The sequence below is a fragment of the Corynebacterium sp. HMSC08C04 genome, assembly GCF_001807495.1.
GTDB lineage: Bacteria > Actinomycetota > Actinomycetes > Mycobacteriales > Mycobacteriaceae > Corynebacterium > Corynebacterium simulans.
In genome coordinates, this window is the sequence record NZ_KV789215.1 from 44,649 (window position 1) to 58,950 (window position 14,302).

A 14,302-nucleotide genomic window follows, 5' to 3' on the forward strand; every position below is an offset into this window, starting at 1 on the left:
GTATCCTGCTCCCAGCCGTCGACAACTTCCTGGATGTCCGCGTGGCCTAGGTCGCGTGCTTCCTGCTTGGAGATGTACTCGCCGGATTCGTAGTCATAAGGGATAGGCTCGCTACTTAGAAAAGGCCAGGTAGAGCAGGAAGAAAAGCAGGCCCGCTGCCAGCGCGGGGTGAATGTTATGCGGCTTTACCTGAATACGGGGGGATTTCTCGCACCGGCCTAACGGAAATCACGCGAGCCGCGGGAGAGCCACTCACCCATGGCAAGCGGCTCCAGCTTGTCTGCCACCACATTGACCGCGCCCGTGGCATTTTGCACGATGCCACGAATAACCAGCGCTTTAGACGTCCTGGCCACGGTCTTGTTGAGCTGCCACAGCCCCGGTGAGACCATCACGTTCATCAAGCCGGTCTCATCCTCCAAGCCCAAAAAGATGACGCCGGCGGCAGTCTGCGGACGCTGCCTATGCGTCACGATGCCCGCAATCCGCACCCGTGTACCGTCTGGAACCTGCCGCAGCTGTGCGGCGGTGCAGACATGGGCGTCGTTAAGCGCGGCGCGCACGAGCTCCATCGGCTGTTTGTCGTGGGTAACGCCAGTACTGGCGACGTCGGAAGCCATCAGCTCGAAAGCGCTCATGCCAGGCAGGCTCGGCGCAGAAATAGCCGAAAGCCCTGCAAGCATGCCCGCCTTTTCCGTGGCCGCCACCCCCGCCTGCCACAGCGCCTGACGCCGGCTTAGCCCAAAGGTCTCCAGCGCACCGGCACTGGCCAAAGCCTCCACATGTTCCACGCTAAGCTCCGCCCGCCTAGACAGATCCGCGATGTCTTGAAACGGCGTCTGCGCGCATGCATCCTCGATACGCTGCGCGGCCTTCTCCCCCAACCCCTTGATGAGGTTAAGGCCCAGCCGGATCGCCACCTCGCCGCCGTCTTGGACCACCGCACGCGCCTGGCACCCCGAAGCGTTCACGTCCAGCGGAAGAACTTCCACGCCGTGCCGCCGCGCATCCTGAATGAGCGATTGCGGCGAATAAAAGCCCATCGGCTGCGCCCGCAGCAGACCCACGCAAAACTGCGCCGGATAGTGATACTTCATCCACGCCGAGAAGTAGACCAACGAGGCAAAAGACTGCGAGTGCGACTCTGGGAAGCCATAGGCTGCAAAGGCCACGATCTTGTTCCACAGTTTGTCCGCAACCTCGCCCTCGATGCCATTCGTCTGCGCGAGCCCATCATAAAAACGCTGCTTGAGCGCGGCCATCCGTGCAGGCGAGCGCTTCGAGCCCATCGCACGCCGCAGGTCATCGGCCTCCGCTCCGGAAAAGCCTGCGGCGTCGACGGCAATCTGCATCAGCTGCTCCTGAAACAGCGGAATGCCCAGCGTCTTGCCCAGAGACTTCTCCAGCACCGGGTGGTCATAGGTCACAGCCTCCTTACCGTCGCGGCGGCGCAGATAAGGATGCACCGAACCGCCCTGAATCGGGCCGGGACGGATGAGCGCAACCTCCACCACCAGGTCGAAAAACTTCTGCGGGCGCAAGCGCGGCAGCGTGGACAGCTGCGCGCGCGATTCCACCTGGAATACCCCCACCGCATCGGCGCGGCAGAGCATGTCATAGACCTCTTTTTCCGCTAGGTCGAGCTCCCACAGATTCACCTTGTACCCGGTGGTCTCCTCCACCAAGTCCTGCATGTGGTGCAGCGCCTCCAGCATGCCAAGGCCCAGCAGATCGAACTTCACCAATCCGGCCGCCGCGCAGTCATCCTTATCCCACTGCAGCACCGAACGCTTTTCCATCCGCGCCCATTCCATCGGCACCACGTCCGCAATAGGACGGTCACACAACACCATGCCGCCAGAGTGAATGCCCAGGTGGCGCGGTTGGCCGAGGAATTGCTCCGCCAGCTTAACGACGCCCTCCGGCGGCTCCGAAAGCCCCTTCGACCAGGAATCGGCGCTGCCTTGGGGAAAGCCCAAGGCACGCGCTGCATCGCGAACAGCGCCCTTGCGGCGATACGTAATAACGTTGGCCACCTGCGCTGCGCGCTCGCGGCCATGCTTGTCATAGACGTATTGAATGACCTCCTCGCGGCGGCCGGATTCGATGTCGATATCGATGTCCGGTGGGCCATCGCGGTCTGGCGAAAGGAAGCGCTCAAAAAGCAGCCCCGCGGAAATCGGCTCGGCGTTAGTGATGCCTAAGGCAAAACACACCGCGGAGTTCGCCGCCGAGCCGCGACCCTGGCAGAGGATGTTGGAGCGACGGCAAAAATCCACGAGGTCACACACGATGAGGAAATACCCTGGAAAGGTCAGCTGCTCGATAACGCCTAGCTCGTACTCGATCTGCTTCCACGCCCGCGAGCGAATCGCAGCCGGGCGCGAGGCATAGCGCTCTTCTGCTCGCTGCCAGGTCAGGTGCGTCAGCCAAGACATCTCGGTATGGCCTTCAGGCACCTCGAAGTCAGGCAGGTTCGGCGCGAGCGCATCCCAGGTGAAACTGCACTCCTTTAATACTTTGACAGTCTCAGCGATGAGCTCCGGCCGCTCCGGAAAGAGCTGCGCCATCTGCTCGCCTGAGCGCAGCCAGCCGGCACCCATCGGGGGCACATCGGGTTCTGCCTGGTCCAGAGATTTTCTTTGGCTAAGCGCACGCTTTGCCGCGGCTAGGCGCGCTTCCTGCCGTGTGGCGGCAGCGGGTAAGGCAGTGGCGATGGCGCGCAGATTATTGCATTTATCCAGTTCAGCGTGGCGATCTGCGTCCTCAGGAGACATCGTGCAGGAATATTCAAGTACTATGCTGTCTATTTTTATTCTTTCGAGCACATGATCGATTTTGTCCAACCATTGCCAGTCCAGAAGGAACAGGCAATAATCTTGCAAACGCTCCGCAATTACTTCCAACGGCGGGTAAGCCACCTCGCCCTTCACACCTGCATCCATGCGCGCTTGGGCAATCAATCGCGATAGCCGGCGGTACCCCTCGGGGGTGCGGGCGAGGACGACAAGAGGGCCGTCGACAAGCGAAAGCTCCGCCCCAAACACCGCCGGCAGCCCCGCCTTAGCGGCGGCTTCGGCAAATTTCATCAGGCCATAAAAACCGTCCTTATCCACCAGCGCAAGCCCCTCTAGCCCCAGCTGCATCGCGCGCGCCACCAGCTCCTCCGGCTCCGAGGCGCCGCCCAAAAAACTATAGGAAGAAACCGCATGCAGCTCCGCGAAAGGCACGGCCGAGACCCCGCGCTCGAGACCCTCGCCCCGCTCCCCCAAGTGCTCCACCGAAACGGGCGTTGCGGCAGGACGGCCGGAAAGAATCCGCTCCACCCGCGACCAAGACAGCGCCGCCCCACCATTGAACCTCATGGGGAAAAGATATGATCGAAACTATGTTCTAGTCAATTTTTCAGTCTCACCCAAAGCGATATAGACAAAGCGGTTCAATCATTGCTAGGTTTCTTGCAACAAACGTTATTTCACTCGAAGGGACACCTCATATCATGCGTATTCGCCGCGTTCTCGCTGCTTCCTCCGCAGCCGTCATCGCAGCCACCAGCCTGGCTGCTTGCTCCTCTGGCGATTCCGACGGCAAGATCGTCGTCGGCACTACCGACGCCGCTAAGAAGGCATGGTCCGCCTTCGAGGACGAAGCTGAGGCACAGGGCCTTGATATCGAGGTGCAGAACTTCTCGGACTACAACACCCCGAACCAGGCTCTTGACCAGGGCGAACTGGATACCAATAACTTCCAGCACCTGAAGTTCTTGGCGGAGTTCAACAAGGGCAACGGCACCGACCTCGTTCCGATCGTCGCCACCGAAATCGTGCCGTTGGCATTGTTCTGGCAGGGTCACGACTCCCTCGACGGCATCGAGGGCCAGGAAGTCGCCATCCCGAATGACACCACCAACCAGGGACGCGCCATCAACGTCCTCGTACAGGCCAAGCTGGTTACGTTGAAGAAGGAAGGCCTCATCACCCCAGGTCTGCCGGATATTGACGAGGCAAAGTCCAAGGTCAAGGTCGTGCCTGTCGACGCCGCGCAAACCCCCGCCGCCTACGGCGAAGGCAAGCCAGCCATCATCAACAACTCCTTCCTCGACCGCGCCGGCATCGACCCCACCACCGCCGTGTTCCAGGATGACCCGAACTCCAAGGAGGCAGAGCCTTATATCAACGCCTTCGTCGTTCGCGCAGAAGACGCCAACAACGAGGAGATTAAGAAGGTCGCCGAAATTTGGCACTCCCAGGCCGTCCAGGACGCCGTCGCAGAGGATTCCAAGGGCACTTCCGTTCCGGTTCAAAAGTCTCCGGAGGAGCTGAAGAAGATCCTCGACCGCGTGACAGAGCAGAGCTAGCGCCGTGCAGCTGAAAAAGATTGCTGCGCTGGCTGCGGCAAGCATTGTTGCAGCCACGGGCCTTGCGGGTTGTTCTTCCAAGTCCTCCGAGTTTGCTGCCGGCACCGCAGAGGATCCAATCATCATCGGCACCACCGATGCCGAGCTTCCGGAGTGGGACGTATTGAAAGATCTCGCCGCCAAGGAAGGCATCGAGATCGAGATGAAAAGCTTCACCGACTATGCCACCCCGAACCAGTCCCTGGCGGAAGGCAGCACGGACACCAACAAGTTTCAGCACCTGAAGTTCCTGGCGGAATACAACGCGGGCAACGGCACCAACCTCGTTCCGGTGGCCTCCACGCAGGTCTACCCGATGCCGCTGTTTTGGAAGGGCCACAAGGATATAAAGGGCATCGAGGGCCAGGAAGTCGCCATCCCGAATGACGCCACCAACCAGGGCCGCGCCATCAACCTGCTGGCCGCCAACGATCTGGTGACTTTGAAGGAAAAAGGCAAGCTAACCCCGGATCCGGCCGACATCGACGAGGCCAAGTCAAAAGTCAAGGTAACCCCGGTCGATGCTTCCCAGACTCCGTCGGCATACGGCGAAGGCACCCCTGCCATCATCACCAATTCCTTCTTCAAGCGCGCGGGCATCAACCCGGCCGAGGCAGTGCTTTACGACGACCCCGAAGCTCCCAGCGCCGATCCCACCGTCATGTTCGACCCATACATCAACGTCTGGGCAGTACAAGAAAAGGATAAGGACAACGATAAGGTCAAGCGCTTAGCGCAGCTGTACCTTTCACCAGAGGTCAAAAAGGCAGTGCAGGAGACCACGGGCGGCACCACCATCTTCGTGGATCGTCCGCAAGATGAACTCCAGGAAATCCTGGATCGCTTGGAGACTTCCTCCGCCGAGTAAGGTCTTAAAAAGGTTTTAGCCAGTCACAACAATATGAAGGAAACGCCTCACGTGACAGATAATCCCGGTGCCAAGCACGGCACCCGCATTGAGTTCCGCAACATCACCAAGGTCTTTACAAATAACAAGACCGAAACCAAAGCGCTTGACGACGTCTCGCTAACCGTCGAGCCCGGTGAAATCGTCGGCATCATTGGTTTTTCCGGCGCGGGTAAGTCCACGCTGGTGCGCATGATCAACGGCTTGGATAAGCCCACCTCGGGCCAGCTCCTGCTGGATGGCACCGACATCGTCGGCATGCCGGAGTCCAAGCTGCGCGGTATCCGCCGCAACATCGGCATGATTTTCCAGCAGTTTAATTTGATGACCTCGCGCACCGCGGCAGGCAACATCGAATACCCGCTGCGCCTAGCCGGTATGCCGAAGGAAGAACGCAAGAAGCGCGTGGAGGAGCTCCTGCAGTTCGTGGGCCTTGGCGATAAGGGCTCGAATTACCCGGAGCAGCTCTCCGGCGGTCAGAAGCAGCGCGTGGGCATCGCTCGCGCGCTGGCGACCAACCCTTCGCTGTTGCTGGCTGACGAAGCCACCTCCGCACTCGATCCCACCACCACGCACGAGGTGCTGGATCTGCTGCGCAAGGTCAACCGCGACCTTGGCATCACCATCGTCGTGATTACCCACGAGATGGACGTGGTTCGTTCCATCGCGGATAAGGTCGCCGTCATGGAAGCCGGCCGAGTCATCGAGGCCGGCAGCGTCTACGAGGTCTTTTCCAACCCGCGCACGGAGGTCGCTTCCAAGTTCGTTGCCACTTCCCTGCGCAACACCCCAGACCTGGTAGAAGCAGACGACCTCCTCGCCCACGAGGGCCGCCTTTTCACCATCAACCTGACCGAGAACTCCGGCTTTTTCACCGCATCGGCACGCTTGGCGGAAAAGGGCGTGTCTATCGCAGTGGTCCACGGCGGTATCACGACTCTGCAGAAGCATTCCTTCGGCAAGCTCACCGTGCGCTTGAACGGTAATGCCGCCGCCATCGAGGAGTTCTACCGCACCCTGCAACGCACCACCGAGATTGAGGAGATTTCCCGATGAACGTGACCTACCAAGCTGCCGCTGACTGGGATCGCTTGGGCGATACCCTCATCGAGGCCATCCAAGACACCCTCATCATGGTCGCGACGACCCTGGTGGTCGCAGGCCTGCTCGGCCTCGTTTTAGGCGTCTTGCTCTACACCACCCGTCCAGGTGGAATCCTGCAGAACAAGGTTGTCTACTTCATCATCAATATCCTGGTGAACTTCATCCGCCCCATCCCGTTCATCATCCTGCTGGCCTTCGCGCAGCCGCTAACCGTGGCGGTCCTCGGCGGATCTATCGGCCGCGAACCTGCAACCTTCGTCATGGTCATCGCAGCCACCTTCGCCGTGGCCCGCATCGTGGAGCAAAACCTGGTCGCCATCGACCCCGGCGTCATTGAAGCAGCCCGCGCGATGGGCGCTTCCCCTTGGAAGATCATCACCTCGGTCATCGTGCCGGAGGCCCTTGGCCCGCTGGTTCTGGGCTATACCTTCCTGTTCATCGGCATCGTAGATATGTCCGCGATGGCTGGCTACGTCGGTGGCGGCGGCTTGGGCGACTTTGCCATCGTCTACGGCTACCGCGCCTTCGAGTGGGAGGTCACCGTGGTGGCCACCCTGATTATCATCGTGCTGGTTCAGGCAGCGCAGTTCTTCGGCAACTGGCTTTCCGCCAAGATCATGCGCCGTTAATATCCCCTGCGTGCACACCCACTGCGTGCCACGCCTTTGAGGTCTTCGGGCAGTCTCCACACGAGGAGATGACCCCGGAGACCTCTTTTTGTTCCAGCTCTACCCGCCAGGTGCGGCCGTCGTCGTGGTGCACGGTATCTTCAAGCGCGTGCAACTGCTCATAGCGCAAGGCCTCCCCCGCCTCGAGCAGCTCCCGCGCGACTGCCAGTTCCGCCACCTGCCCGCGCGGATCATAGAGCCCGCTGCCGCGATTGCCCGGGTAGAAATACTCCCCGCGACGCGCCGCCAGCAGCATCTCACGCGCCGCCTCAACGTTAAGCCTGCCAAAGGAATAACCCCACGGCATCAAAAGAATCGACGGAGCAAAACGATGCCCCTTCGTGTGCGAGGTCTCCCATACCTCCTCCGGGAAACTTGCAGCCAGCTCCGCCGCAAGCGGGCGCCCCTTGACCGCACAGCACACGTCCCGACGCCCGTGGGTACAAATCAGCACAAGCGGGCGGGAAAGAACACCGTCTTCCGGCACCGCAAAATCCAACCCCAAGATGCCTTCCGGGCCGTCTAGGAGATGCTCCATATAAACTCCGCGCTCGGCCCAGACCACGTAGCAGCGATGCTTGCCGTTAATGCTGCGGCCTTCCTTGCCGGGCTTGCGGATAAGCTGCAGCCCTGCCACGCCTTTGAGCTTGGATTTAAGTTCAGCAGTGAGTTCCGGGCCGAAGGTCCCGCCGTCTAAGACATCGCGCGACCAGCCGTTTGGCCACTCGAAGAGCACAAATACGCTTTCTTTCTTGGCAGTGCCCGGAAGCGGCTCAACCTGTACGTCGGAGCAAAAAGTCATGTGCCACAGCTTACCTGCCATCAAAATGAAAATGATGACAACAATGTGGTTAAGAATCCTGCCTTGGCTATACAGAGTCGGTGGCTAGGCAATAGTCTGTTTGCATGCCGAAATTGTCCTCCCTCGTGCCTACTCTCGCTGTCCTTACTCTCGGATCTGTAGCTTTGGTAAGTTGCGCTAGCGACACAGAGGATAAATCCAGTCTCGCGTTCACAGAGGCGGTATCTACTACGTCCTCTGTCGAAGGCGCCCCCACGACCTCTGCTCCAGCCGGTGTAACCCCGCTTGGCGTCACCAATCTCAGCCGCAAGACAGAACGCCCCGCGGTGCCTTCCCAGCTGGTTGTCACCGATGTTCGCGTTGGCAATCACGATGGCTTCGAACGCGTCGTCTTCGAATTCACTGGGGAAGGCAGCCCCGGCTGGTTCATCGACTACACAGACAAGCCTCTGCAGCAGGGTTCCGGCAACGCCATCGACTATGAAGGCGCCACGGCTCTCAACGTCAACATCGACGGCACCGTTTATCCCTTCGAAAAAGACATGGCCGATCCCAATCTCGGCTCCACCCCCGGCGCAGGCGGTTTTATCACCGAGGTCAAAAGCTCCGGTACATTCGAAGGCCGCTCCCAGTTCGTGGTTGGCCTAAAGGAACGCCACCCATATTCCGTGCAGGTCCTGGAAGAACCCACCCGCCTGGTCATCGATTTCCTCGCTGCCACCTAGCAATAGGACGCCTCCACGCTCCACCGCCCGGCCGCCCAGACCAGCAGCCAGGCCCGCTGATTCTGCGTGCCTTGGCCTACCACTTGCAAGCGTGCGAGCCTTTGAGCTTCCTCTCCCCACCACGCAGTATCCACCGGCCATGGCCCAGCCCAGCCGATAACCTGATAGCGCTTGTTACCCCAGCTCAACGCCACTGGCGCCGCGCTCAATAGCGCTTCGGCGGTGACGTAGACGTCGCGGGAGGAATCGTCGAGAAGCCGGATGCGCGAGGCAGGGTGCGCCAAACTTGCCGGCAGCGGCGAGGGAATTCGGCCTGGCCAGCTGCCCTGCGGAGCGGGGTCGCGCTGCTCGCCGTAGGGGACGTACTCGATGCGCTCTGCCACCCCACGCCCGCCGGCCTCCCGCGGCTGCAGTACTCGATCCACGCCCAGCTGCGATTGCACGCGCGCGATGACCCGCTTGGCTTTGTCATTGCTCTTCGTCTGCCCCCACAGGCCCTCGCCCTCCGGCGCCGCGGTTTCTACCGGTTCCAACGCCAGCCTGACGACGCCGCCTTCCGCGCCCGCCCGCGCCGAGCTCAGCCAGCCATCCAGCTGCCAGCGGACGCGATCGGCCGTTGCGCTTTCATCCAGGGCCTCCTGGGTACGCCACACGCGCTCCAGCACCGCGCCGCCTAGAAACTCCGCGACGACCCGCAAACGCACGCACGTCTGCCCTGCCTCCGCGAGCACGCTGTGCAGCTGCGCCGCCAACTGGCGCGCTGCAAAGGCCGCGGCGTCCACTCGCTCTAAGGGTTCTTCATAGCTGACCTCCACCACCAAATCCGGCCGCGCAAGCTCCGGCGCCACCCGCCTATCCGGGACGGCATTAGCTATGTCATGACAACGCCTGCCTGCCTGCCCAAAGCGCGTCATTACTTGCCTAGCCGGCAACGCCGCCAGCTCACCAAGGTTGCTAATCCCCAGCTGCCGCAGCTGTTCTACTACTTCTTTCGCACAGCCCAAAGACACCTCTGCGGCCAGCACGCTTAAGGGCTGGCCCGCCAAAAACTCCCGCGAAGCGCCCTCCGGCACCACCGCGCCCAGGCCATTGTGGCGGGCAGCGATGAGCGCCGTGGCGATTTCGTCTGCCACCCCGACGGTGGCGTCGAGGCCGGCGCGGGAGGCGGCGTCGACAAGCATGTGCACCGCCGTGTCCTCACCGCCGTGGAAACGCCCCGCCGCAGCAGCATCCACGATGACCAGGCCCGGACGCAGCACCTCGATGGAGGAGGCCACCGCATCCAAACCGACGGCAATCTCGGCGAAGGCAGCGCCATCACGATCCGCGTTAAGCTCCTCGACGCGCAGCTCTGGCAGCACCGCCTGCGCCTGGCGCAAGCGCATCCCGCGGCGCACGCCGGCTCGGCGCGCGAGGCCATCGCATACAACGACCTTGTGCTGCGCCACGATAGCTGTAGCCCGCTCCCGCGTTGTGCCTCCCCGCGCTGCACCTACCCGCGCCGCCTCCTGCATCCGCAGCGCCTGGACCGGCCAATCTGGAAACCACAGCGCCGCGACCCTCATACCGCCTCCAGCCGACGCCGCTGTCCACACGTCACCGTGCCGCGCCGCGCCCGCACGCCCTTGGACTCCACGTTTACTGCAATATCCACGCCGTTAATGCGCCCACTTCCGCGCCCCAGCCCGCGGAAGCTGGTGACTTCCGCTTCGATTTCCGTGGTGGTTCCCGGCAGTCGCACGCCCACCGTCACCACGGCCGCCTGCCCGCCGCGGATCCTCGCCAGAACGGGCCGCGCTTTCGACGGCGTGACTTCCCCAACCCCGCGGTGAATAACGACATCGAGGCCTTCCGCCAACACTCCCGTCACCGACCACGGCTCAGCGCCGGGATCCGGGACGACAATCACGCGGCGCAAATCCCCCGACTCGGCCACTTGTGCGAGAGACAGTTCCGGCCAGCCGACGACGCCGACGTGTCCACCCTGTGCGCTAATATGACAAACAAGCTCGATGATAAGCGCAGGACACTCCCCGCAATACACCGCACTGCGCCGCGCGAGACCCCCACCAGGAAGCAGCCTGGCCAGGGAAGAAGGCACCTCCACCACTTCCTCATCTGGCTGCACTGCCGGGGTGATTCGAGGCGCTTCCAGCTTGTGCATCTGCGCCCGCAAAGCGGCAATCTGGTCCGCGCGACTCTGCCCCGCGGCCACCTCCGCCATGCGAACACTTGTTTGATTCATGCCTCCATTATGGCCCTTCCCCCACGCTCTTGCAATTGCAGTGATAGCGTTAACCGGCATGACTGCCCATGCCAGCGATATCCGCCACCTCGAGACCCCAATCCCCACCCCACACTGGGTACGATTGGGCGCTTCCCTCCTCATCGGCGCCGCCGTGGCTGTGTTGGTCAGCGATGTCCACTTCGGCATCGCCATCGGGGTTGGCCTGCTTTTTCTCATTGCGGCCTTCACCCTCGTTTTTCTGCACCCCTACCGCACGCAACTGCGGGCCTACGCGGACAAAAAGAACGTGACGATGCTGCCGAATATCAGCCAGCTCATCCCCCTGACGCTGCTATGGCTCACCGTCATGCTCGCCCCTCTTTTCGCACTTCCCGTCTGGGGCGTGGCCGTGACCTGGCTGCTGATTTCCGGCGCCGCCTTTTTCGTATTCCCCCACGTCGACGGCACCCGCAAACTAGCTTATGCCTAGCCAGCTTCGTTAAAGCTATCGAGCTCCGTCGGGTCCGGCCAGTATTTCCTGGTCAGGCTATGCTCAACCGGCACCTTCTTTGGCCCGTCGGGGGTAAAGCGCATGCCGACGTGGCCGTCGAAAAGCGTGATGCCATCGCCGCGGGTATCAAAAAGCATCGTGCCAACGGCCGTAACCTGCTCATCCTGGAGCGCTTCGTCCGCGTGGAAGAAACTATCGTCGACATCCTTCGGGAAAACACCGAAAGGCATGGTCAGCTGGATGCTGGCCGCCCGCTCGGCTTTATCCGACGGCGAGGTCAAGTCAAAGTCCGCCTCAGAAGGAAAAGGCGTTCCCTCCTCTGCCGCGCAAACCAGAGAAAAGTTCTCCCAGCGGCATACATAATCTGACTCGCGGGCAGGAATGCGGAAAGGCCTTTGATCTCGCACCAACTCATCGCGGTTTTCATCCCACGGCTTCACATTCACGTTGCCCAGCCCCACCGGGCGCCCGCCATCGCTGCCTGGCAATGCGCGCTCGAAATCCAGGTAGGCATCGTCGTAGCCGTCATAATCAGATTGCAGCTTCTCCAGGCCATCGCCCACGACCAGTTTGTCACCATCTAGGGAGTAAGAGACCTTCTGGCCCTCCGCGTAGGTCACCGTGGCCTCGGTGCCCTCGATGTCGACGTCCTCGACGCGCGGGGCAATCTTAATAACGGAGTCTTTAGCCAAATCCTCACCCGCGAAGAAGAGCACCGCCTCGCCTTGATCCTGGGAAGGCTCGGACTTGCCCTCGCTGTTGTAGCGGCCGACACGGTCGTCGATAGACACGACTGCGTAACTCATCGGCGCGCACGGGTCGAACTGGTTATCCACCAGCCCCAGATCATCTCCCATTCCGAGGGAATGCCCGCGCGGGCTATCCAGCCCCACCTTGCGCTGCATCAGGTAATAGCCAGCATAGGTATCGCCTAGGTCAAAGAAAGGATCCGCGCATCCTTCAGCACCTTCCACGGTGTCCTTATCGGCCTCGCCGCTCCACAAATCAACCATGTTGAACTCCGGTTCCTTGGAGTCAGACGCAGCGTTTGGATCAAAGAGCGGCTCATCTTTTGAACCCGCAGCAGAGCACGCAACAAGGCTAAGGGATAGGGTCACGCAAGCAATAGGGAGAGATAGACGCATGCAAAAACTTAATCCAGATCATGGCTAGCCGCCCAGCGAGTCAACTGATGACGATTCGACTGCTGCGTCTTGCGCAAGATATTCGACGCGTGCGTCTCCACCGTCTTCACCGAGATAAAGAGACGCTCGCCGATTTCGCGATACGTGTAACCGCGCGCGAGCAGCTGCAGCACCTCGAGCTCGCGCCGTGTTAGCGCGTCGACCGCCGGGTCCACGGATTCGTCCGGCGCACCGGGCTTCGACTCGGCAGGCGCACCCGATGCGAACGCATCGAGCACGAAACCCGCCAACCGCGGCGAGAAATACGCGTCGCCCTCATGCACGCGGCGCACGGCCGCGGCCAGCTCCGGGCCTGAAATATTCTTCGTCACGTAGCCCCGAGCGCCGGCACGGATGAGCGCGATGACGTCTTCCGCCGCGTCCGAGACACTCAGCGCCAGGTACACCGGGCCCGGGGCGCCACGCAGCACGGCCAACCCGCCGCCGTCCGGCATATGCACGTCAAGCAGCACCACGTCCGGGTGCGCCGACTCAATCCCCGCGACCGCCTCGGCGACCGTGCCCACGTCGCCCACGACCTCGATATCCCCTGCGTCGGCCAACTCCGCACGCACGCCGGCGCGGAAGACAGAATGATCATCGACGAGGAAAACGGAAACCATGGCTACAAAGCTACCGTGAGCTCCACCTCGGTGCCCTCTCCCGGACGCGAGTTCACCCGCGCGGTGCCCCCGGCGCGTTCCATGCGCCCGCGGATAGAGTCCCGGATTCCGTGCCGGTCCCCGGTCACCGCGTTCGGGTCAAAGCCCGCGCCACGGTCGCGCACAAAAATGGACAGCTCGCCGGCTAAGTTTTCCGCATACACGTCCACCGTATCGACGCCCGCGTGCTTACTGGCGTTGACCATCGCTTCCCGCGCCGCCTGCACCGCTAGCTTCGTGGGCTCGGTAAGCTCGATATCTTCGCCCACCGTCACCGGCGCAATCCGCACCGGGAACAGGTCTTCGACCTCGCCACACGCCGCGGCCAGCGCGCCAAAGACCGTCGCCGGCGCCGCCGAGGGGGCGTCAAATAGCCAGGCACGCAGCTCGCGTTCCTGCGATCGCGCGAGCCGCGCGACCTCCGCCGGATCCTCCGCGCGTTTTTGAATGAGCGCCAAGGTCTGCAGCACCGAGTCATGTAGGCGCGCCGCCATGATCGCCTGGGCTTCCGATGCCGCCTTCTCCGCGCCCTCATCCGCCACCTGGCGCCACAGCTTGAGCACGAGCGGCACCACGAGGGCGCCGAGGCCGACAACGGTCAGCGCGACCGCCGCCAACGCCGGAATAAAGTCCGCGCCGCCGTCCCACCGCGCGATGGTAATGACCACGCCGGACAAGACGAGCACACTACCCGCAGCAATACTCAGCTTGCTCGATACGTTCTCGAGCCCGCGGTCATAGGCTTGCCACGTCACGAGCGCGCCCGCGCCGACGATGACCAGCGGCAGCAGCATGTTGGCTCCGCTGGCCAGCGCGCTGACGACCGCCGCCACGGCAATGAAGACAAGCAACCAGTTAGCCCGGAAGTCGAAGCGGGAGGCGGGCGCGGGGGCATCGGCAGGCTTGGTCGCAACCCATACCCCGGCGTAGAGGAACGCGCCGAGGCCGCCCAAGGCGCACAACGCGGTCAAGGCCAGACGCACGAACAACACGTCAACGCCCAGGTGCGCCGCGACCCCCGCGCCCACGCCCGCCACGACGCGGCCGTCCTGGGGACGTGCCAAAGTCGGGAACGCGGGCTGAGTCGCGCGCGAAGCATAGGGAGAACTCATGCGC

Annotated in this window: 13 protein-coding genes; 6 read left to right on the plus strand and 7 right to left on the minus strand. The window is 62.2% G+C overall.

Annotated elements, in window-relative coordinates; translation table 11 throughout:
• Nucleotides 1–218: 218 nt before the first annotated feature.
• On the minus strand, nt 219–3,365 hold the full coding sequence (locus HMPREF3169_RS07215; protein ID WP_070432688.1) for an error-prone DNA polymerase: 3,147 nt from the start codon (nt 3,363–3,365) through the stop codon (nt 219–221).
• A gap of 134 nt (nt 3,366–3,499) precedes the next feature.
• On the opposite strand from HMPREF3169_RS07215, the gene HMPREF3169_RS07220 reads away from it, so the two are divergent.
• Genes HMPREF3169_RS07220 through HMPREF3169_RS07235 form a run of 4 tightly spaced genes read left to right on the plus strand, consistent with a single transcriptional unit; the run spans nt 3,500 to nt 7,036 of the window.
• Nucleotides 3,500–4,357: a MetQ/NlpA family ABC transporter substrate-binding protein gene (locus HMPREF3169_RS07220; RefSeq protein ID WP_062035797.1), complete on the plus strand. Its 858-nt coding sequence runs from the start codon at nt 3,500–3,502 to the stop codon at nt 4,355–4,357.
• Nucleotides 4,358–4,361: 4 nt separating this feature from the next.
• A complete protein-coding gene (locus HMPREF3169_RS07225; RefSeq protein WP_070456031.1) occupies nt 4,362–5,264 on the plus strand; it encodes a MetQ/NlpA family ABC transporter substrate-binding protein in 903 nt (300 codons plus the stop codon).
• 33 nt (nt 5,265–5,297) lie between these two features.
• Nucleotides 5,298–6,359: a methionine ABC transporter ATP-binding protein gene (locus tag HMPREF3169_RS07230; RefSeq protein WP_062042132.1), complete on the plus strand. Its 1,062-nt coding sequence runs from the start codon at nt 5,298–5,300 to the stop codon at nt 6,357–6,359.
• Nucleotides 6,356–7,036, plus strand: coding sequence for a methionine ABC transporter permease (locus HMPREF3169_RS07235; protein WP_061920659.1), 681 nt, complete (start codon nt 6,356–6,358; stop codon nt 7,034–7,036). Before HMPREF3169_RS07230 ends, HMPREF3169_RS07235 begins: the two co-directional genes overlap by 4 nt.
• Here the strand turns inward: HMPREF3169_RS07235 and HMPREF3169_RS07240 are convergent.
• Nucleotides 7,023–7,877 (minus strand): sucrase ferredoxin, encoded by an 855-nt coding sequence (locus HMPREF3169_RS07240; RefSeq protein WP_070456050.1) that lies wholly within the window; start codon nt 7,875–7,877, stop codon nt 7,023–7,025. The two genes, HMPREF3169_RS07235 and HMPREF3169_RS07240, sit on opposite strands and share 14 nt — an antisense overlap.
• Before the next feature lie 104 nt (nt 7,878–7,981).
• On the opposite strand from HMPREF3169_RS07240, the gene HMPREF3169_RS07245 reads away from it, so the two are divergent.
• The gene (locus tag HMPREF3169_RS07245) at nt 7,982–8,602 is read left to right on the plus strand and encodes an AMIN-like domain-containing (lipo)protein (RefSeq protein WP_070456032.1); all 621 of its coding nucleotides are present in this window, start codon (nt 7,982–7,984) and stop codon (nt 8,600–8,602) included.
• Here the strand turns inward: HMPREF3169_RS07245 and HMPREF3169_RS07250 are convergent.
• Nucleotides 8,599–10,167, minus strand: a complete 1,569-nt coding sequence (locus HMPREF3169_RS07250) for a DNA polymerase Y family protein (RefSeq protein WP_070456033.1) — start codon at nt 10,165–10,167, stop codon at nt 8,599–8,601. The genes HMPREF3169_RS07245 and HMPREF3169_RS07250 overlap by 4 nt on opposite strands.
• Nucleotides 10,164–10,847, minus strand: coding sequence for a hypothetical protein (locus tag HMPREF3169_RS07255; protein ID WP_246815039.1), 684 nt, complete (start codon nt 10,845–10,847; stop codon nt 10,164–10,166). The genes HMPREF3169_RS07250 and HMPREF3169_RS07255 overlap by 4 nt, the downstream gene beginning before the upstream one ends.
• Before the next feature lie 58 nt (nt 10,848–10,905).
• Between HMPREF3169_RS07255 and HMPREF3169_RS07260 the strand changes: the two genes are divergently transcribed.
• Nucleotides 10,906–11,319, plus strand: coding sequence for a hypothetical protein (locus tag HMPREF3169_RS07260; RefSeq protein WP_070432682.1), 414 nt, complete (start codon nt 10,906–10,908; stop codon nt 11,317–11,319).
• Here HMPREF3169_RS07260 and HMPREF3169_RS07265 read toward each other — a convergent pair.
• From HMPREF3169_RS07265 to HMPREF3169_RS07275, 3 genes are read right to left on the minus strand one after another with little or no spacing between them, the layout of a single operon-like run.
• Nucleotides 11,316–12,458: a hypothetical protein gene (locus HMPREF3169_RS07265; protein WP_141744831.1), complete on the minus strand. Its 1,143-nt coding sequence runs from the start codon at nt 12,456–12,458 to the stop codon at nt 11,316–11,318. The genes HMPREF3169_RS07260 and HMPREF3169_RS07265 overlap by 4 nt on opposite strands.
• A 35-nt stretch (nt 12,459–12,493) precedes the next feature.
• Nucleotides 12,494–13,147, minus strand: coding sequence for a response regulator transcription factor (locus tag HMPREF3169_RS07270; protein ID WP_062042154.1), 654 nt, complete (start codon nt 13,145–13,147; stop codon nt 12,494–12,496).
• A gap of 2 nt (nt 13,148–13,149) precedes the next feature.
• Nucleotides 13,150–14,298 carry an ATP-binding protein gene (locus HMPREF3169_RS07275; protein WP_062035807.1) on the minus strand — a complete coding sequence of 383 codons (1,149 nt, stop codon included), beginning with the start codon at nt 14,296–14,298 and terminating at the stop codon, nt 13,150–13,152.
• Nucleotides 14,299–14,302: the final 4 nt, after the last annotated feature.

Excerpts from the sequence above, each read along its gene's own strand:
- HMPREF3169_RS07275 (WP_062035807.1), bottom strand. The coding sequence starts at position 14,298 with ATGAGTTCTCCCTATGCTTCGCGCGCGACTCAGCCCGCGTTCCCGACT.
- HMPREF3169_RS07235 (WP_061920659.1), top strand. The coding sequence starts at position 6,356 with ATGAACGTGACCTACCAAGCTGCCGCTGACTGGGATCGCTTGGGCGAT.
- HMPREF3169_RS07250 (WP_070456033.1), bottom strand. The coding sequence starts at position 10,167 with ATGAGGGTCGCGGCGCTGTGGTTTCCAGATTGGCCGGTCCAGGCGCTG.
- HMPREF3169_RS07240 (WP_070456050.1), bottom strand. The coding sequence starts at position 7,877 with ATGACTTTTTGCTCCGACGTACAGGTTGAGCCGCTTCCGGGCACTGCC.
- HMPREF3169_RS07215 (WP_070432688.1), bottom strand. The coding sequence starts at position 3,365 with ATGAGGTTCAATGGTGGGGCGGCGCTGTCTTGGTCGCGGGTGGAGCGG.
- HMPREF3169_RS07270 (WP_062042154.1), bottom strand. The coding sequence starts at position 13,147 with ATGGTTTCCGTTTTCCTCGTCGATGATCATTCTGTCTTCCGCGCCGGC.
- HMPREF3169_RS07245 (WP_070456032.1), top strand. The coding sequence starts at position 7,982 with ATGCCGAAATTGTCCTCCCTCGTGCCTACTCTCGCTGTCCTTACTCTC.
- HMPREF3169_RS07220 (WP_062035797.1), top strand. The coding sequence starts at position 3,500 with ATGCGTATTCGCCGCGTTCTCGCTGCTTCCTCCGCAGCCGTCATCGCA.
- HMPREF3169_RS07230 (WP_062042132.1), top strand. The coding sequence starts at position 5,298 with ATGAAGGAAACGCCTCACGTGACAGATAATCCCGGTGCCAAGCACGGC.
- HMPREF3169_RS07255 (WP_246815039.1), bottom strand. The coding sequence starts at position 10,847 with ATGAATCAAACAAGTGTTCGCATGGCGGAGGTGGCCGCGGGGCAGAGT.
- HMPREF3169_RS07260 (WP_070432682.1), top strand. The coding sequence starts at position 10,906 with ATGACTGCCCATGCCAGCGATATCCGCCACCTCGAGACCCCAATCCCC.